Genomic DNA, 17,972 nt, shown 5'->3' on the forward strand with positions numbered 1-17,972 from the left:
CCGGGGACTCGTCATCGGGCACCAGGGGCCCATGCGGCAGAATCGTGGGCATGGACAGCCCCGAGCAGCCGACCGCCGAGCCGGTCCACGCCGACCGCGTCTACCGTTCGCATTCCGGTATCGCCACCGGTGTGCTGCTGCTCGCCTTCACTGGCTGGATCGGCGGTGACGCGCTCCTCCGCGGTGCGGGGCTGACGCCGTGGGTCGCGCTCGCGGGACTTCTGGTGCTGGTGCCTTTGATCGTCGCCTTCACGCTGCGCCCCGCGGTCTTCGCCAACGACGACCGGCTGCGCATCAGGAACCCCTTCCGCACCATCGTCCTGCCCTGGCGGACGGTCGCGGAGGTGCGCGCCGCGTACTCCAGCGAGGTCCTCACCGAGGACGGAGCCAAGTACCAGCTGTGGGCCGTGCCGGTGTCCCTGCGGCAGCGCAAGTCCGCCGCCCGCAGGCGGTCGAGGGCCATCGCCGCGGGTGATCCCGCCGCCACGCGACCGGGCGGTGCCGCCGCCGGCGGCACACCGCCCGTGGCGTCCGGCGACCGGACGATCGCCGAGCTCAGGGGGCTTTCCGAGCAGGCCGGGCACCGGCCGGCCGCCGCGGGCGAACCGCGGGTGCGCTGGGCGTACGAGATCGCCGGCCCGGTCGTCGTGGGAGCGGTCGCCCTGGTGGTCCTGCTCGCCGTCGGCTGACCCCGCGCGGGCCTTCCGGTTCTGCGCGGGTCTTTCGGCTTCGCGCGGGTCTTCCGGTTCCGCGCGGGTCGCGACCGCGGGCCGGACGGTGGTGGCCGGTGGTGGCCGAACCGGGGTACGGCCGCGACCGCGTACCGGTCAGGGCGGACCCTGCCACACCAGCAGCAGATGCCCACCCAGCCAGGCCGAGGACAGCACCGCCCCGCCCAGGACCAGCAGCGCCGCCGCCCTGCGTGCATGCGCCACCGCCACGGCCACCGGCAGCAGCAGCGGGAAGGCGGGCAGCAGGAACCGCGCGCGGGGGAAGTAGACCCCGCCGCTGCCGAGGACGATGAGCAGCAGCACACCCGTGAACACCAGCAGCACCAGCGGCTGCCGGTCGGCGAGGCACAGCAGGAACAGCCCGGTGGCCAGCACCAGGACCACGGAGACGACCACCATGAGCAGGTGCGGGTCCGTGTCGTAGGCGAGGTGCCGGGTGAGCTCCTCCAGCGTCGCCCTCCCGCCGTCCCACACGTTGGTCCACCGCCGCTGCACGGCGAAGTAGCCGTCCCAGCGCCCGAGGCGGAGCGCCACCCAGGCCACATAGCCGCACCATCCCAGGGGGGCGATCAGCGCGCCCGCGAGCGCACGCCGGCCACCCGAGCGGGCGAACGCGGTCACCCCGGCCGCCGTCACGGCCACGGCGATCGCCAGGCCCGTCGGCCGGGTGAGCCCGGCGAGGGCCGCGAGCCAGCCCGCCCACAGCCAGCGGCCGGTGAGCGCCGCGTACAGCGACCAGGCCACCAGCGCCGTGAACAGCGATTCGGTGTAGCCCATCCACTGGACGACGGCGACCGGCATCGCGCCCCAGAGCACCGCCAGCACGGTTCCGGTCCGCCGTCCGTGCAGCCGGTCGCCGACGGCGAAGACGCCCCACGCCGCGGCGACGGACGCCACCACGGCGATCATCAGGGCCGCCGAGGCGGTGCTGCCCGGCGCCACCGCGGCGACGGCCCTGACCAGCACCGGGTAGAGCGGGAAGAACGCCAGGTTGCTGGTGTTCGGTGTGGTGCCCAGCTCGTGGTGGTAACCGTGGTCGGCGATCCCCAGGTACCACTGGGAGTCCCAGGAGGCGGCCAGCGTCGGCCAGAGGCTCTCGCCCTTGAGATGGGCCCAGCGCGCGAGTACCAGCAGCCCGGTCAGCCGCACCGCGAGATACCCGAGCAGCGCCGGGGCGGCCCGGTTCAGCGCGTGCAGCAGCCTGCTCCGCCCGCCGGGTACGGCGCCGCCTCCCGAGCCGGGGCTCCGGCGGGAGGCGGGGACGGTGGCGTGATGGGTCGCGGTCGGGGGCACGGGGGCTGCTCCGGTGTTCGGCGGGCGCTACCGCCAACCTCGCCCGCGGGGCACGGAGGGGCACGGGCGGTAGGTCGGTTGCCGTAGCGAAATCACCCGCAGGAAGACCCCGGACGCGCGACGCCCGCGCGCCGGGCCCGCCCGGTTCACGCCCGCGCCCGGTCCACGGGCGCGGATGGTCCACGGGCGCGCCGGGCGCCGACCCGGACAGACGGGCCGTCAGATCCCGGCGGCCTCCGCCAGGTCCCGCTTGACGGCCGCGAGGACCTCGGCGGCACGGGCCCGCGCGGCCGGCAGCCCGCTCGGCCCGGCGACCGGCACCACGACCTCCAGGTAGCACTTGAGCTTGGGCTCGGTGCCGCTGGGGCGGACGATGACGCGGGCGTCGTACTCGCCCTCCAGGCGGTACCTCAGACCGTCCGTGGGCGGCAGCGCCCCGGAGCCCTCCGAGAGGTCCTCCGCCGACGCCACGCGCAGGCCGGCCAGCGCCGCGGGGGGCTTGTCCCGCAGCCGACGCATGGCCTCCGCGATGACGCCGAGGTCCTCCACCCGTACCGACAGCTGGTCCGTGGCGTGCAGGCCGTGGGCGACGGCGAGGTCGTCCAGCAGATCCGTCAGCGTTCGGCCCTCGGCCTTGAGCTCCGAGGCCAGTTCGGCGACCAGCAGCGCGGCGGTGATGCCGTCCTTGTCGCGTACGCCGTCCGGGTCGACGCAGTAGCCCAGCGCCTCCTCGTAGCCGTACCGCAGGCCCTCCGCCCGGGAGATCCACTTGAAGCCGGTCAGGGTCTCCTCGTAGCCGAGTCCCGCCGCCTCGGCGATCCTGCCGAGCAGCGACGAGGACACGATCGACGTGGCGAACGTGCGGTTCGCCTCCTCCGCCGACCCGCTCCCGGACCCACCGCCCGACGCATCCGCCGGCACGCCCTTGCGGACGAGGTGGGCACCGAGGAGTACGCCGACCTCGTCGCCGCGGAGCATCCGCCAGCCGCCGTCCGCGGTGTCGTCGGGGACCGCCACCGCGCAGCGGTCGGCGTCGGGGTCGTTGGCGATGACGATGTCCGGACCGGCCTCGCGCGCCTTCGCGAAGGCGAGGTCCATCGCGCCCGGCTCCTCCGGGTTGGGGAAGGCGACGGTGGGGAAGTCCGGGTCGGGCTCGGCCTGCTCGCCGACGAGCACGGGGGCGGGGAAGCCGGCCCGCTCCCAGGCCGCCAGCACCACGTCCGTGCCGACGCCGTGCAGGGCCGTGTGGACCACGCGGGCCGTCCGCGGCGAGTGCGGGCTGAGGACCGCGTCGGTGCGCTCCAGGTAGGACTCCAGGACCTCGTCCCCGAGCGTCTCCCAGCCGCTCTCGGGACGCGGCAGGTCGAGGATGCTGCCGACCGCCGCGATCTCCGCGGCGATCCCGGCGTCGGCCGGGGGCACGATCTGGGCGCCGTCGCCGAGGTAGACCTTGTAGCCGTTGTCACGCGGCGGGTTGTGGCTCGCGGTGACCTCGACACCGGCGACGGCGCCCAGGTGCCGGATCGCGAACGCCAGCACGGGCGTGGGCAGCGGGCGCGGCAGCAGCGCGGCCCGCAGCCCGGCGCCGGTCATCACGGCGGCGGTGTCCCGGGCGAAGTCCGCCGACTTGTGGCGGGCGTCGTAGCCGATCACGACCAGACCGCCGGCGTGGCCCCGGGCCTTGAGGTACGCGGCCAGACCGGCCGCCGCGCGGATCACCGTGACGCGGTTCATCCGCATCGGCCCGGCCCCGAGCTCCCCGCGCAGACCGGCCGTGCCGAACTGCAGCGTCCCGGCGAACCGGGCGCCCAGCTCCGCCGTGTCCCCTGCGTCGACGAGCCGGCCCAGCTCGTCCCGGGTCTCCGCGTCGGGGTCCTCGGCCAGCCAAGCCCGGGCCTGCGCGATCAGGTCCTGCGCCACGGTGATGTGCCTCTCTGAAGTCGTCGTGAGCATGAGCATGAGCATGAGCATGAGCGTGTGCGTGGGCGGTGCCGGTGGTGTGCCCGCCGGCGCCCGTGCCCGCACCTGCGCCGGCCCGTCCCGGGCGGCGGTGTCGTCCTGTGCGCCCCGGCCGGCCGCCGGGGCGCCGGGGACGCGGGGTCGGTGCCCGGCGCCGCGGCGGCGCCGGGACGGCGACCCGTCAGATCCGGGCCAGCACCCGGGTGAGCAGCTCACCCATCCGGGCCGCTGAGTCGCGTCCGGCCTGCAGGACCTCTTCGTGGTTGAGCGGCTCGCCCGAAAGGCCCGCCGCGAGGTTGGTGACCAGGGAGATGCCGAGCACCTCGGCACCGGCCTCACGGGCCGCGATCGCCTCCAGCACGGTGGACATGCCGACCAGGTCGCCGCCCATGACCCGGACCATGTTGATCTCGGCCGGGGTCTCGTAGTGCGGGCCGGGGAACTGGACGTAGACGCCCTCCTCCAGCGAGGGGTCCACCTCCTTGCACAGCGCCCGCAGCCGGGGCGAGTACAGGTCGGTCAGGTCCACGAAGTTGGCGCCGACGATCGGGGAGGCCGCGGTGAGGTTGATGTGGTCGCTGATGAGGACCGGCTGGCCGGGCCGCATGCCCTCGCGCAGACCGCCGCAGCCGTTGGTCAGGACGACGGTCTTGCAGCCGGAGGCCACGGCGGTGCGCACACCGTGCGCCACGGCGGCCACGCCGCGGCCCTCGTAGTAGTGCGTACGGCCGAGGAAGACGAGCGCGCGCTTCTCACCGATCCGGTACGAGCGGACCTTGCCGCCGTGGCCCTCGACCGCCGGGGGCGGGAAGCCGGGCAGCTCGGTGACGGGGAACTCGGCGTCGGGGGCGCCGAGGGCGTCGACCGCGGGCGCCCAGCCCGAGCCCATCACCAGGGCGACGTCATGGGTCTCGGCGCCGGTCAGCTCTCGCAGGCGCGCGGCCGCGGCGTCGGCGGCGGCATGGGGGTCCGGGGTAAGGGAAACGTTCACGAGAAAAGCCTAGCCTGAGAAACCCTACGCGCGTAGATGAGGATGCTCACGACTCCGCAACCGTTTCCTCGTGGAAACGCACAAGGCGTGTGCGCGGGTCCGTCCGGCGCCTTCCGCCGGTCGGGGAGGACCGGCTCCGCGACCGGTCCCGCTGTCCCTGAGCGCCTGAGCACCGGAGTCCCTCAGTCCCTGAGCACCGGAGTCCCGGGGCCCCGGCCTCCGGTCAGCAGGGACGCTTGCGCAGCTCCATCACATAGTCGTGGGGGGCGCCCGCCGACTCGGCCGCGTCGGCGATCTCGCCCAGGTAGCGGGCGGAGGGCAGGCCGCCCTCGTACCCGTTCAGGACGTACACCCAGGCCGGCTCCTCGCCGTCCAGCGTGTGCACCCGCACCCGCATGCGCCGATAGATGTCCAGCCCGACGCCCTCCCAGCGGTCCATCGAGTCCTCGTCGAGCGGGGCGATGTCGTAGAGCGCGACGAAGACCTGCGAGCGGGGGGCCTCCACGATCGTGGCCAGCGCCCCCTCCCAGCCCATCTGCTCGCCGCCGAAAGTCAGCCGCCAGCCGTTGAGCCAGCCCGTGCCGCGCAGCGGGGAGTGCGGTGCGCGGCGGGTCATCAGCCGCGCGTCGAGGTTGCCGGCGTACGCGGCGTAGAGCGACATGGGATCGAGGGTACGGGAGGGGAAGCGGTGACCGCCCGCCCCGATCCCCCGGGGCGGGCGCCCGGGGAGGGCCGCCGGCGAGCGCGTCCGGGCAGGTACGGGCGGGTCCGGCGCCGGCGCCGGGGGCCGGGCCGATGGGGAGGTCCGCCGGTGGGTGTGTCCGGCGTGGTGGGCAGGTCCGCCGCGTGCCGTGTCCGGGGCTGCGGGGAGGAGCGGCCACGGGTGCGCCGGGGTCGGTGTGCCCGCGTTCCGCGGTCGCGTCGGGGTCGGAGTGCCCGGGTTCCGCGGCCGAGCCGGGGTCTGCCCGCCCGCCTGCCCGGTGCGCTTCCGGCCCCGGAGAGCCCCCGGCGCGAGGCGGGGTCCGGCGTGCGGGAGAATGAGGGGGACGGACACCCGGCAGAGCGAGAGCGCGAGGCGTAACCCCAGTGACCCGGATCGTGATCATCGGTGGCGGACCCGGCGGATACGAGGCGGCTCTGGTGGCCGCCCAGCTCGGCGCGGAGGTGATCGTCGTGGACTGCGACGGCCTCGGCGGGGCCTCCGTCCTCACCGACTGCGTGCCCTCCAAGACCCTGATCGCCACCGCCGAGGTGATGACCAACTTCGACTCCTCGCACGAGGAGCTCGGCATCATCGTCGCGGACGACACCCCGCACATCGAGCAGCCCGCCCGGATCGTGGGCGTCGACCTCGGCAAGGTCAACCGCCGTGTGAAGCGGCTCGCGCTCGCCCAGTCCCACGACATCACCGCAGCGGTGACCCGTGCGGGCGCGCGGGTCATGCGCGGCCGCGGCCGGCTGGACGACGGGCAGGCGCTCGACGGCTCCCGCAGGGTGATCGTCACCGCTGCCGACGGCAGCGAGGAGACGCTCACCGCCGACGCCGTGCTGATCGCCACCGGTGGCCACCCGCGCGAGATCCCCGACGCGCAGCCCGACGGCGAGCGGATCCTCAACTGGACGCAGGTGTACGACCTGGACGAGCTGCCCGAAGAGCTCATCGTGGTCGGCTCGGGCGTGACGGGTGCCGAGTTCGCCGGCGCCTACCAGGCGCTCGGTTCCCGCGTCACGCTCGTCTCCTCCCGCGACCGCGTGCTGCCGGGCGAGGACCCGGACGCCGCCGCGGTCCTCGAGGACGTCTTCCGGCGCCGCGGCATGAACGTCATGGCCCGCTCCCGCGCCCAGTCCGCCAAGCGGGTCGGCGACCGGGTCGAGGTGACGCTGGCCGACGGCCGGGTCATCACCGGCACGCACTGCCTGATGGCCGTCGGCGCCATCCCCAACTCCGCGGGCATGGGCCTGGAGGAGGCCGGGGTCAGGCTCACCGAGTCCGGGCACATCTGGACCGACAAGGTCTCGCGGACGACCGCGCCGGGCGTGTACGCGGCCGGGGACGTCACCGGCGTCTTCGCGCTGGCGTCGGTGGCGGCGATGCAGGGACGTATCGCCATGTACCACTTCCTGGGCGACGCGGTGACTCCGCTCAATTTGAAGACCGTCTCGTCGAACGTCTTCACCGACCCGGAGATCGCGACCGTCGGCTACACGCAGGCGGACGTGGACGGCGGTGTCATCGACGCCCGGGTCGTCAAGCTGCCTCTGCTGCGCAACCCGCGCGCCAAGATGCAGGGCATCAGGGACGGCTTCGTGAAGATCTTCTGCCGGCCCGGTACCGGCATCGTGGTCGGCGGAGTGGTCGTGGCGCCGCGCGCCTCGGAACTGATCCACCCCATCTCGATCGCGGTCGACAACAACCTGACGGTGGAACAGATCGCAAACGCCTTCACCGTGTACCCGTCGTTGTCGGGCTCGATCGCGGAAGTCGCCCGCCAGCTGCACACCCGGAAGGCGACGGGCGAGGCGTAGCGCGCGGGCCCCGGGATCAACCCCGGCAAGCCGGGACGATAGGGCACCGGACCTATACCACTTCCCGTACCCCGCTGTTGGCAACTTCTCGTATTCGGCGCAAAGTGCTGAAAAGCATCCACCGCTGGGGTTACTGTCAGTTTCGTGTTCGCTGCAGAACGTCGTCAATTGATCCTCGAAATGGTGCGCGCCAACGGAGCCGTTTCGCTCCGTGAGCTCGCCCGCGTCGTCCAGACCTCCGAAGTGACCGTACGGCGGGACGTGCGGGCCCTGGAGGCAGAAGGACTGCTCGACCGCCGGCACGGCGGTGCGGTGTTGCCGGGTGGATTCACGCGAGAATCCGGCTTCCCGCAGAAATCCCATCTCGCGACCGCGGAGAAGACGGCCATCGCCGATCTCGCCGCGGGCCTGGTCGAAGAAGGCGAGGCCATCGTGGTCGGCGCCGGTACGACCACACAGGAGCTCGCCCGCCGGCTCGCCCGGATCCCCGGGCTCACCGTGGTCACCAACTCGCTGCTGGTCGCGCAGGCGCTGGCGCACGCCAACCGGGTCGAGGTCGTCATGACCGGCGGCACCCTGCGTGGGTCGAACTACGCGCTGGTCGGCAGCGGGGCGGAGCAGTCCCTCCAGGGGCTGCGGGTCTCCCGTGCCTTCCTGTCCGGCAGCGGCCTGACGGCCGAGCGCGGGCTGTCCACCTCCAACATGCTGTCGGCGAGCGTGGACCGGGCGCTGGTGCAGGCGGCCTCGGAGGTCGTGGTGCTGGCCGACCACACCAAGCTGGGCACCGACACGATGTTCCAGACCGTGCCGACGGACGTGATCACCCGCCTGGTGACGGACGAGCCGCCGCAGCACGACGACCGGGCGGCGACGGAGCTGCAGGCGCTCGCGGACCAGGGGGTCGAGGTCGCCGTGGCGGGCACGGCGGTCGACGCGGCCCGTGCGCGGCGCGACGTCCCCCTCCCGGGCCAGCGCCGCACCACCCATCCGACCACCCCCCTCCGCCCGGCCGCGGCCCTCACCGCCGAACCCCCGGACCGGCGCGTGGCCGACCTGCGCCGCCGCTGAGGCCACCGCCACCGGGGCGGTGCGCGCCCCGGAGGCCGGGACCGGGGCCGCGCCCGGCGCAGGGGAGCCGTGTCCGGCCGCGCGCACGGCCCCGTGCGCCGGGCCGGCATGCGGGTGCGGGTGCGCCGGAGCGGCCGGCCCGGTCCGGTCCGTGTCCCGGACCTTCTCCCTCCAGCTCCAACGGCCTCTGCGGTCAACGCGGTCTCTGCGATGGCGGCCTGTGTGGTCGCCGTCTGCGTGGTGGCCATCTCCGCGGTCACCGCGGCCTGAACGGCGTCGGTGGCCAGGACGGCGTCGGTGGCCGGGACGGCCTCCGCGACCTCTGTGGCCTCTGTGGCTTCTCCGGGTGGGGAGCGGCGCCCCGAGCCGCGGCGGCGGTTCTCGACGACCGGTGCGCGGCCTGCACGGCCTGCACGGTTGCCCGGCCTGCAGGCCGATGCGGCCAACGCGGCCTACGCCTTCAGGCCGCGCAGTGTCAGTGCCAGCAGACGGTCGGCGAGTTCGGGGTCGGACGGGGCCTGCTCGGCTGCCAGCGCGATCGCGTTGGTGAGCTGGAGCAGGTCCGTGATGGAGACGTCCTCCCGGACCGCGCCGGCCGCCTGGGCGCGGGAGAGCAGCCGGGCGCCCGCCTCGCGGAGGGGCACGCTGCACTGGGAGAGCGCGGAACCGGTGTCGTGCGAGGCCGACATGAGGGCCCGGGCCACCCCGCGGTATTCACCCGCATGAGTGATGAGGGCGCGCAGCCACTCCACGAGGGCGCCGCACGGCTGGTCAGCCGAGGCCAGTTCCGCGGACCGGCTGAGCAGTGACGCCAGCGCGTCCTGGAAGACCGCGTTCATCAGCGCGTGCCGGTTCGGGAAGTGGCGGTACAACGTGCCGATGCCCACGCCGGCCCGCCTGGCGACGTCCTCCAGGGACGCGTCCGTGCCGTGCTCGGCGAACGCCTTGCGCGCCTCGATCAGCAACCGCTCGTAGTTGCGGCGCGCGTCGGCCCGCATCGGCCGTACCGCGCCCGCCGCGTCGCCGGCCGCCGTACTCGTCGTCATGGCACCCAGCATGCCATCGGCGCGCGGGTGCGAACCCCCCTCCGCCCGCGCACGCACGCGGACGGGGCCCGCCGGATCCTCCCGGCGGGCCCCGTCCGCGTGCGGCTGAGCGGCGGCGTCAGTCCTTGATCTCGCAGATCACCGCGCCGGACGTGATCGACGCGCCGACCTCGGCGGCGAGGCCCTTCACGGTGCCGGAGCGGTGCGCGTTCAGCGGCTGCTCCATCTTCATCGCCTCCAGGACGACGACGAGGTCGCCCTCGTTGACCTGCTGGCCCTCCTCGACGGCGACCTTGACGATGGTGCCCTGCATCGGCGAGGCGAGGGTGTCGCCGGAGGCGGCCGGGCCGGACTTCTTGGCCGCGCGGCGCTTGGGGCGGGCACCGCCCGCCGCCGCGGTCCGGGCCAGCGTCATGCCCAGCGAGGACGGCAGCGAGACTTCCAGGCGCTTGCCGCCGACCTCGACGACGACGGTCTCGCGGCCCGGCTCCTCCTCCACCTCGGTGTCGGCAGGGGCGGCGAAGGGCTTGATCTCGTTGACGAACTCGGTCTCGATCCAGCGGGTGTGGACCTTGAACGGGGTGCCGTCCGTCGGGGCGAACGCCGGGTCGACCACGACGGCGCGGTGGAACGGGATCGCGGTGGCCATGCCCTCGACCTGGAACTCGGCCAGGGCACGCGCGGCGCGCTGCAGCGCCTGCTCACGGGTGGCGCCGGTGACGATCAGCTTCGCCAGCAGCGAGTCCCACGCGGGGCCGATCACACTGCCGGACTCCACGCCCGCGTCCAGCCGGACACCCGGACCGGAGGGCGGGACGAAGGAGGTGACCGTGCCGGGCGCGGGCAGGAAGTTGCGGCCCGGGTCCTCTCCGTTGATGCGGAACTCGAAGGAGTGGCCCCGCCGCGGCGGGTCGTCGTAGCCCAGCTTCTCCCCGTCGGCGATGCGGAACATCTCCCGCACCAGGTCGATGCCGGTCACCTCCTCGGTGACCGGGTGCTCGACCTGCAGCCGGGTGTTCACCTCGAGGAAGGAGATCGTGCCGTCGTTGCCGACGAGGAACTCCACGGTGCCCGCGCCGACGTAGCCGGCCTCCTTGAGGATGGCCTTGGACGCGCGGTACAGCTCGGCGTTCTGCTCCTCGGTGAGGAACGGCGCGGGGGCCTCCTCCACCAGCTTCTGGTGCCGGCGCTGCAGCGAGCAGTCACGGGTGGACACGACCACCACGTTGCCGTGCTGGTCGGCCAGGCACTGGGTCTCGACATGGCGCGGCTTGTCCAGGTACCGCTCGACGAAGCACTCGCCGCGGCCGAACGCCGCGACGGCCTCGCGCACCGCCGAGTCGTACAGCTCGGGGACCTCCTCCAGCGTGCGGGCGACCTTCAGGCCGCGTCCGCCACCGCCGAAGGCGGCCTTGATCGCGATGGGGAGACCGTGCTCCTCGGCGAAGGCGACGACCTCGTCCGCGCCGGACACCGGGTCGGAGGTGCCGGCCACCAGCGGGGCGCCCGCGCGCTGGGCGATGTGACGGGCCGCCACCTTGTCGCCGAGGTCGCGGATCGCGGCCGGCGGGGGGCCGATCCAGGTCAGCCCGGCGTCGAGGACGGCCTGGGCGAAATCGGCGTTCTCGGAGAGGAAGCCGTATCCGGGGTGGATGGCGTCCGCGCCCGAGTCCGCGGCGGCCTGGAGGACCTTGCCCATGTCCAGGTAGCTGGCGGCCGGGGTGTCACCGCCCAGGGCGAACGCTTCGTCGGCCGCGCGGACGTGCAGAGCGTCACGGTCCGGGTCGGCGTAGACGGCTACGCTCGCGATCCCGGCGTCCCGGCATGCACGGGCAACGCGGACAGCGATCTCGCCTCGGTTGGCGATGAGCACCTTGCGCACGATGGCTCCCTCCTTGCTGTTGTCCGGGTGTAGACGCCCCGGTTTGCGGCTACGCCGCGGGCCGGTCCCCGGTCCGGGCGTGCCGGCCGGAGCACTCGGCGGGTCACCGCGCCGAAGACTTCGCTGAAACACGCTGAGTTTAGGGAATGCCGACACGGCCTTTCGACCCGTTCCCGGTCGTGAGCTTCCCCACACGGAGGGTGATTCGGGGCGTGGCCGTGCTGTGTATGCCCTTGTCGCACCACGGTACGTCGGTTTTCTCCTGTGCAGAGTAGCCGTCGCGTGTGGTCAAGGTCTCTGCCCCGGCGGCCAGCGGCTGCGCGCGAATCTTTGTGGAGTCCCTACGAATGGCCGAATGGTTCTTTGCCCGTGCCCGGGCCCTTGTCCGCGGGTTTACCCGTTAGTAGCGTTCGCCGTGTCGTTCGTACTGCTGGTAACTGAGGCTGGGAAGCCCAAGGGGGTGGGTGCCGTGGTGCGCAGAACGGTGGCCGTGGTCGCCGCGATCGTGCTCTGCCTGGAAGCCGTCGGCATCGTGGTGGTCAACGGCATCATGGCCACCTTCGTGAACAACCAGAGCATGTCCCTCGACGGCCTCGACCCCGATGTCATGGCCGCCGGCACCTGGGCGATGGGCGGGGTGTTCGGGTTCTTCCTCGCGGCCTGCGGCACGCTCCTGCTCGTCGTCGCCGTGCGCGACCGCGGCCCCGGCCGCTGGGGACGGGTGCTCCTGGTCGGCTGCGCGGTGGTGCACGGCGTGCTGGGCGCGCTGACCGTGGGACCGGTCGGCTGGCACGCGTTCGTGTTCCTGATGGTGGTCCTGGGGCTGGTCGTGTTCGCCCTGCTGCAGTACGGCGGGACGGAGCCGGAGGGACTCGGGGAACCGGGGGGAAGCGGGGGAGGCGCCCCGCCCGCCGTCGAGGGCCGTTCGGTCTCCCTCGACAAGGGGCCCGTCGGCGACACCGGGCCCGCCGTCGGCGACGGGCCGGCCAGGGCCTGACGAGGTCACCACACGCCCCGCACGCCCCGCACGCCGGTCGGAGGGCGTCCCGAGGAGGGCGCGGGGCGCGGGGCCCGGCACACCGGCGGTAGCACCCTCCGAGGCCGGTGATCAGGCCCAGAGGTCGGTGATGCCGATTCCCAGTTCCGCCAGCAGACGGCGCAGCAGCGGCAGCGACAGTCCGATCACATTGCCGTGGCTGCCCTCGATCGAGTCGATGAACGGGGCGGACCTGCCGTCCAGCGTGAACGCGCCCGCCACGTGCAGCGGTTCGCCGCTCGCGACGTACGCGGCGATCTCGGCGTCCGTCGGGTCGCCGAAGCGGACGGTGGTGGAGTCGGTGGCGGACGCCCGGCGGCCGGTGGTGGTGTCGACGACGCAGTGGCCCGTCCGCAGGATGCCCGCACGGCCGCGCATGGACTTCCACCGTGCGGTGGCCTCCTCCTCGTCCGCGGGCTTGCCGAGGGCCTCGCCGTCGAGTTCGAGTACGGAGTCGCAGCCGATGACGAGCGCGCCCGCCGACTCGGGGCGGGTGGCGACCGCGTCCGCCTTGGCCTCGGCGAGGACGAGGGCGAGCGTGCCGGGATCGGGGGCGGTCAACGCGTCCTCGTCGACACCGCTGACGACGACCTCCGGGGCGAGCCCGGCGTCGCGGAGCAGCCCCAGGCGGGCGGGGGATGCGGAGGCGAGGACGACACGGCGGCGCTGATCGGTCATGCGGGCCATCGTAGGCGGCCGGGGCGGTGCCCCGGAGCCCGCTGCGGCAACGGTCCGGATTCACGGGGCGCCTCCGCGCCCCGCGGCTCCGCCCGTCCCGGCCGTCAGCGCAGCCCGACGGTGATCATCGCGACGACCATGGCGAGCGCCAGCAGCACGCCCACACGGCGCATCATCGCCTCCATCTCGCGCATCTCGCGCGGAGGTTCGTTCTCCGGGTCGGACCACAGCATGGTTCCGATCGTGGTGCCGGGAGGCACCGGGGCGCCTGAGTATCCGTACTCAGGCGCCCGGTGCCGAAGGACCAGTCACGGACCGGCGGGGCCGCCCGCGTGCGCTCCCGCTACTCCCGCTCGCGGGCTCAGCCCGGCCAGTACGTGCGGGTCCACGCCCGCGGCCCGGGCCGCAGCGCCCGTGCCCGCTCGATACGGGCGGGGTCCGACCACTCCTCGGGTGGCAGGGGCGCGCCGGTCACGGCGGAGGCCGTCACCGCGGCGCGCGCCTGGACCACCGCCAGGGCGGCGGCCAGCTCCTCCGGGGTCGGGTTTCCCCGTACGACCTTGATCATCGATGCTCCTCGCGGCCCTCGGGGTCCGGTTCTACAGGGGGATGTTGCCGTGCTTCTTCGGGGGCAGGCTTTCCCGCTTCGTCCGCAGCTGGCGCAGGCCCCTCACGACCTGGGCGCGGGTGTCGGACGGCATGATCACGGCGTCGATGTAGCCGCGTTCGGCCGCGATGTACGGGTTGAGGAGGGTGTCCTCGTACGCCGTGACCAGCTCGGCCCGCAGCTTCTCCTGGGCCTCCGCGTCCTCGGCGGCGGCGAGGGTGCGGCGGTGCAGGATGTTCACCGCGCCCTGCGCGCCCATCACCGCGATCTGCGCGGTGGGCCAGGCCAGGTTCAGGTCGGCGCCCAGGTGCTTGGAGCCCATCACGTCGTACGCGCCGCCGAAGGCCTTGCGCGTGATCACGGTGATGAGCGGGACGGTCGCCTCGGCGTAGGCGTAGATCAGCTTGGCGCCGCGCCGGATGATGCCGCCGTACTCCTGGTCCACGCCCGGCAGGAAGCCGGGCACGTCGACGAAGGTGATCACGGGGATGTTGAACGCGTCGCAGGTGCGGACGAAGCGCGCGGCCTTCTCGCTCGCGTCGATGTCCAGGCAGCCGGCGAACTGCATCGGCTGGTTGGCGACGATGCCGACCGGGAAGCCCTCCACCCGTCCGAAGCCGGTGACGATGTTCGGCGCGAACATCGCCTGGGTCTCCAGGAACTCGCCGTCGTCCAGCACGTGCTCGATGATCGTGTGCATGTCGTACGGCTGGTTGGCGCTGTCCGGCATCAGCGTGTCCAGTTCCCGGTCCTCGGCGGTGAGGTCCAGGGAGGCGTCCTCGGGGTAGGACGGCGGCTCGGACAGGTTGTTCGACGGCAGGTACGACAGCAGCGACTTGACGTACTCGATCGCGTCCTTCTCGTCGCCGGCCATGTGATGGGCGACACCGGACGTGGTGTTGTGGGTGCGGGCGCCGCCCAGTTCCTCGAAGCCCACGTCCTCGCCGGTGACCGTCTTGATGACGTCGGGCCCGGTGATGAACATGTGCGAGGTCTGGTCGACCATCACCGTGAAGTCGGTGATCGCGGGCGAGTACACCGCACCGCCCGCGCAGGGCCCCACGACCAGGGAGATCTGCGGGATCACCCCGGACGCGTGGGTGTTGCGGCGGAAGATCTCGCCGTACATCCCCAGCGCGCTGACGCCCTCCTGGATGCGCGCGCCACCGGAGTCGTTGATCCCGACGACCGGGCAGCCGGTCTTCAGCGCGAAGTCCATCACCTTGATGATCTTCTGGCCGAACACCTCGCCCAGCGCCCCGCCGAAGACCGTGAAGTCCTGCGAGAACACGGCCACCGGCCGGCCGTCGACCGTGCCGTAGCCGGTGACCACGCCGTCGCCGTACGGGCGGGTCTTCTCCAGGCCGAAGTTGGTGGAGCGGTGCCGTGCGAGCTCGTCCAGCTCGACGAACGACCCCTCGTCGAGGAGGAGTTCGATCCGCTCGCGGGCGGTCAGCTTGCCCTTGGCGTGCTGCTTCTCGACCGCGCGCTCGGAGCCCGCGTGTGTCGCCTCGTGGACACGGCGCTGGTAATCCGCGAGCTTGCCAGCGGTGGTGTGGATGTCGATCTCTTGGTGCTCTGCCGGCTCGGACATCGGGATGCGGCTCCCTGCCTGGTCACGGGGGTGTTGGCTGCTAAAGAGCGGTCTGGGCTACTGATTCGTAGCGTATCGGCGCGGATACCGTTCGGCAGTGCGGCGTTGGCCACACCCCTGAGTGCTTGCGCACCCGGCACGACACGGTCTCCCCCGCGGTTCGCCTCGCGCGGACGGAAGGGTCCAAGCTGTGCGGCATGACGCCTCACGACATCCCCGGCGGCCCCTCCGGCGGTCACGACACACCCGGCGGCTCCCCCGGCCACGCCAGCGGCGACACCCCCGGCGACACCCCCGGCGGACGCTGGTCCGATCTCGACCGCCCGCCGCTGAACGCCGCGGGCCTGCGCCGCGCACTGGTCCGCCCCGGCGGGCTGTGGACCTCGCTGGACGTCGTCGAGCGAGTCGGCTCCACCAACTCCGACCTGGTGGCCCGGGCCGCGGAGCTCGGCGAGGGGGCCGTGCTCGTCGCCGAGGAGCAGACGTCCGGCCGCGGCCGCCTCGACCGCAGCTGGACCGCGCCCCCGCGCTCGGGGCTGTTCCTCTCCGTCCTGCTGAAGCCCGACGTGCCCGTGGACCGCTGGGGGTGGCTGCCGCTGCTGACCGGTGTGGCCGCGGCGACGGGCCTGGCCAGGGCGGCCGGTGCCGACTTCGCCCTGAAGTGGCCGAACGACCTGATGGTGAGGGTCGGCGGGGAGGAGCGGAAGGCGGGGGGAATCCTCGCCGAGCGGGTGGGGAGCGACGGCGTCGTCATCGGCATCGGGGTCAACGTCACCCTGCGCGAGGACGAGCTCCCCGTGCCGCAGGCGGGCTCCCTGGCCCTCGCGAACGCCGTCTCCACCGACCGCGACCCCCTGCTGCGGGCGCTGCTGCGCTCGCTGGAGGACTGGTACGGCGTCTGGCGGGCGGCGAACGGCGACGCCCACGCCTCGCGGCTGCAGGAGACGTACGCGGCCGGCTGCTCGACCCTGGGCCTCACGGTCCGCGCCGAGCTCCCCGGCGACCGGAGCCTGATCGGCGAGGCGGTCGCGATCGACGGCGACGGACGGCTCGTGGTGACCACCCCCGACGGAAAGGACCACCCCATCGGGGCCGGGGACATCGTCCACCTGCGGCCGAACGGCCGGTGACCGGGGGTGCGGCCGTCCGGCGTGATCGGCCGGACACCCCGGAACGGCCGCGCCACCGGGACGTGAGCCAGGGCACACCTGCCGTATCGTTGAGGCCGCGCCGGGCATCCCGCGGCCGTACGCGGACCGGCAGGCACGACAGATCGGCAGGGCAGTGCGCAGGGAACGGGCAGGAGGCGGCCGGTGACCGTCGACGACAGCGCCTCCGGCGCGGACGCTTCCGGCGGGGACTTCCCGGGCGGGAGCGTACCGGGCACGGACCCCTCCGGCGGGGCCCCGGCCGCGCGGGCGGACTCCCCCGGGGGCGGCTCGGGCCGTAGGCAGACGTCGGACGTCCACCCGACGCCGCACCACGAGGTGGACCACACCGCGGAGCCGACCAAGGACCCGCTGGCCATCCGGCTGGAACAGCTGATCCTCGGCGCCGACCGCCGCTACACGCCCTTTCAGGCGGCCCGTACGGCCGGGGTCTCGATGGACCTCGCGTCCCGCTTCTGGCGGGCCATGGGTTTCGCCGACATCGGCCAGGCCAAGGCCCTGACCGAGGCCGATGTGCTCGCGCTGCGCCGCCTGGCCGGCCTGGTCGAGGCCGGGCTGCTGAGCGAGCCGATGGCGGTCCAGGTGGCGCGGTCGACCGGTCAGACCACCGCCCGGCTCGCCGAGTGGCAGATCGACTCCTTCCTGGAGGGGCTCACCGAGCCGCCCGAGCCGGGTATGACCCGGACCGAGGTCACCTACCCCCTGGTCGAGCTGCTGCTGCCGGAGCTGGAGGAGTTCCTCGTCTACGTGTGGCGCCGCCAGCTCGCCGCCGCCACCGGCCGGGTCGTGCAGGCCGCGGACGACGAGGAGATGGTCGACCGGCGGCTCGCGGTCGGCTTCGCGGACCTCGTCGGCTTCACCCGGCTGACCCGGCGCCTGGAGGAGGAGGAGCTGGGCGAGCTGGTCGAGGCGTTCGAGACCACCTGCGCCGACCTGGTCGCCGCGCACGGCGGACGGCTGATCAAGACCCTCGGGGACGAGGTGCTGTTCGCGGCGGACGACGCGGGGACGGCCGCGGAGATCGCGATGCGGCTGATCGAGACGCTGGCGAACGACGAGACGATGCCCGCACTGCGGGTCGGCATCTCCTTCGGGACGGTCACGACGCGGATGGGCGACGTGTTCGGCACGACGGTGAACCTGGCGAGCCGGCTGACGTCGATAGCGCCGAAGGACGCCGTCCTGGTGGACGGGGCGTTCGCGAAGGAGCTGGGGCGCACCGGCGACGCGCCCGTGTCGGAGGCCGAGGCCGCCGAGGCGGCGGCCGCCGCGGAGAAGGAGGGCGAGGAGCCCCCGTCGTACCGCTTCGCGCTGCAGCCCATGTGGCAGCGGCCGGTGCGCGGGCTCGGCGTGGTGGAGCCCTGGCTGCTGACGCGCCGCCCGGCTTAGGAT

The 17,972-nt window shown here is 73.6% G+C and carries 16 protein-coding genes; 6 read left to right on the top strand and 10 right to left on the bottom strand.

Annotated elements, in window-relative coordinates:
* Positions 1–50 precede the first annotated feature (50 nt).
* Positions 51–689 (top strand): PH domain-containing protein, encoded by a 639-nt coding sequence (locus DDW44_RS18995; protein WP_108907163.1) that lies wholly within the window; start codon positions 51–53, stop codon positions 687–689.
* A gap of 138 nt (positions 690–827) precedes the next feature.
* On the opposite strand, the gene DDW44_RS19000 is transcribed toward DDW44_RS18995, so the two are convergent.
* The 4 genes from DDW44_RS19000 to DDW44_RS19015 all read right to left on the bottom strand — a co-directional run bounded on the left by DDW44_RS19000 (position 828) and on the right by DDW44_RS19015 (position 5,635).
* Positions 828–2,024 (bottom strand): mannosyltransferase family protein, encoded by a 1,197-nt coding sequence (locus DDW44_RS19000; protein ID WP_108907164.1) that lies wholly within the window; start codon positions 2,022–2,024, stop codon positions 828–830.
* Between the two features lie 219 nt (positions 2,025–2,243).
* The gene (locus tag DDW44_RS19005) at positions 2,244–3,944 is read right to left on the bottom strand and encodes a phospho-sugar mutase (RefSeq protein ID WP_208648047.1); all 1,701 of its coding nucleotides are present in this window, start codon (positions 3,942–3,944) and stop codon (positions 2,244–2,246) included.
* A gap of 220 nt (positions 3,945–4,164) precedes the next feature.
* The gene (locus DDW44_RS19010; protein ID WP_017946402.1) at positions 4,165–4,974 is read right to left on the bottom strand and encodes a purine-nucleoside phosphorylase; all 810 of its coding nucleotides are present in this window, start codon (positions 4,972–4,974) and stop codon (positions 4,165–4,167) included.
* Positions 4,975–5,197: 223 nt separating this feature from the next.
* Positions 5,198–5,635, bottom strand: coding sequence for a gamma-glutamylcyclotransferase family protein (locus DDW44_RS19015; protein WP_018889198.1), 438 nt, complete (start codon positions 5,633–5,635; stop codon positions 5,198–5,200).
* 425 nt (positions 5,636–6,060) lie between these two features.
* Here DDW44_RS19015 and DDW44_RS19020 point away from each other — a divergent pair, with 425 nt between their 5' ends.
* Positions 6,061–7,500, top strand: coding sequence for an NAD(P)H-quinone dehydrogenase (locus tag DDW44_RS19020; RefSeq protein WP_027731737.1), 1,440 nt, complete (start codon positions 6,061–6,063; stop codon positions 7,498–7,500).
* Positions 7,501–7,644: 144 nt separating this feature from the next.
* Positions 7,645–8,568: a DeoR/GlpR family DNA-binding transcription regulator gene (locus tag DDW44_RS19025; protein ID WP_078543676.1), complete on the top strand. Its 924-nt coding sequence runs from the start codon at positions 7,645–7,647 to the stop codon at positions 8,566–8,568.
* Between the two features lie 452 nt (positions 8,569–9,020).
* On the opposite strand, the gene DDW44_RS19030 is transcribed toward DDW44_RS19025, so the two are convergent.
* A complete protein-coding gene (locus tag DDW44_RS19030) occupies positions 9,021–9,614 on the bottom strand; it encodes a TetR/AcrR family transcriptional regulator (RefSeq protein WP_425275646.1) in 594 nt (197 codons plus the stop codon).
* A 118-nt stretch (positions 9,615–9,732) separates the two neighbouring features.
* The gene (locus DDW44_RS19035) at positions 9,733–11,496 is read right to left on the bottom strand and encodes an acetyl/propionyl/methylcrotonyl-CoA carboxylase subunit alpha (RefSeq protein WP_108907166.1); all 1,764 of its coding nucleotides are present in this window, start codon (positions 11,494–11,496) and stop codon (positions 9,733–9,735) included.
* A 415-nt stretch (positions 11,497–11,911) separates the two neighbouring features.
* Here DDW44_RS19035 and DDW44_RS19040 point away from each other — a divergent pair, with 415 nt between their 5' ends.
* Complete coding sequence (locus tag DDW44_RS19040) at positions 11,912–12,493, top strand: hypothetical protein (protein WP_309144087.1); 582 nt, start codon at positions 11,912–11,914, stop codon at positions 12,491–12,493.
* Positions 12,494–12,604: 111 nt separating this feature from the next.
* Here the strand turns inward: DDW44_RS19040 and DDW44_RS19045 are convergent, their stop codons facing one another.
* The 4 genes from DDW44_RS19045 to DDW44_RS19055 all read right to left on the bottom strand — a co-directional run bounded on the left by DDW44_RS19045 (position 12,605) and on the right by DDW44_RS19055 (position 15,411).
* The gene (locus DDW44_RS19045) at positions 12,605–13,219 is read right to left on the bottom strand and encodes a nucleoside triphosphate pyrophosphatase (protein WP_027731734.1); all 615 of its coding nucleotides are present in this window, start codon (positions 13,217–13,219) and stop codon (positions 12,605–12,607) included.
* 95 nt (positions 13,220–13,314) lie between these two features.
* Positions 13,315–13,443, bottom strand: coding sequence for a morphogenic membrane protein MmpB (mmpB, locus tag DDW44_RS33225; RefSeq protein WP_086018172.1), 129 nt, complete (start codon positions 13,441–13,443; stop codon positions 13,315–13,317).
* Positions 13,444–13,571: 128 nt separating this feature from the next.
* Complete coding sequence (locus DDW44_RS19050) at positions 13,572–13,778, bottom strand: acyl-CoA carboxylase subunit epsilon (RefSeq protein WP_017946393.1); 207 nt, start codon at positions 13,776–13,778, stop codon at positions 13,572–13,574.
* Positions 13,779–13,809: 31 nt separating this feature from the next.
* Positions 13,810–15,411: an acyl-CoA carboxylase subunit beta gene (locus tag DDW44_RS19055; RefSeq protein ID WP_018889193.1), complete on the bottom strand. Its 1,602-nt coding sequence runs from the start codon at positions 15,409–15,411 to the stop codon at positions 13,810–13,812.
* Between the two features lie 197 nt (positions 15,412–15,608).
* Between DDW44_RS19055 and DDW44_RS19060 the strand changes: the two genes are divergently transcribed.
* The gene (locus DDW44_RS19060) at positions 15,609–16,541 is read left to right on the top strand and encodes a biotin--[acetyl-CoA-carboxylase] ligase (RefSeq protein ID WP_018889192.1); all 933 of its coding nucleotides are present in this window, start codon (positions 15,609–15,611) and stop codon (positions 16,539–16,541) included.
* Between the two features lie 183 nt (positions 16,542–16,724).
* Entirely contained in the window at positions 16,725–17,969 is a 1,245-nt protein-coding gene (locus DDW44_RS19065; RefSeq protein ID WP_017946390.1) for an adenylate/guanylate cyclase domain-containing protein, read from the top strand.
* Positions 17,970–17,972: the final 3 nt, after the last annotated feature.

The organism is Streptomyces tirandamycinicus (assembly GCF_003097515.1).
Classification (GTDB): domain Bacteria; phylum Actinomycetota; class Actinomycetes; order Streptomycetales; family Streptomycetaceae; genus Streptomyces; species Streptomyces tirandamycinicus.

Bases quoted from the DNA above. Each gene is read 5' to 3' on its own strand.
- mmpB (WP_086018172.1), bottom strand. From the start codon at position 13,443: ATGCTGTGGTCCGACCCGGAGAACGAACCTCCGCGCGAGATGCGCGAG.
- DDW44_RS19045 (WP_027731734.1), bottom strand. From the start codon at position 13,219: ATGGCCCGCATGACCGATCAGCGCCGCCGTGTCGTCCTCGCCTCCGCA.
- DDW44_RS18995 (WP_108907163.1), top strand. From the start codon at position 51: ATGGACAGCCCCGAGCAGCCGACCGCCGAGCCGGTCCACGCCGACCGC.
- DDW44_RS19055 (WP_018889193.1), bottom strand. From the start codon at position 15,411: ATGTCCGAGCCGGCAGAGCACCAAGAGATCGACATCCACACCACCGCT.
- DDW44_RS19050 (WP_017946393.1), bottom strand. From the start codon at position 13,778: ATGATCAAGGTCGTACGGGGAAACCCGACCCCGGAGGAGCTGGCCGCC.
- DDW44_RS19060 (WP_018889192.1), top strand. From the start codon at position 15,609: ATGACGCCTCACGACATCCCCGGCGGCCCCTCCGGCGGTCACGACACA.
- DDW44_RS19015 (WP_018889198.1), bottom strand. From the start codon at position 5,635: ATGTCGCTCTACGCCGCGTACGCCGGCAACCTCGACGCGCGGCTGATG.
- DDW44_RS19030 (WP_425275646.1), bottom strand. From the start codon at position 9,614: ATGACGACGAGTACGGCGGCCGGCGACGCGGCGGGCGCGGTACGGCCG.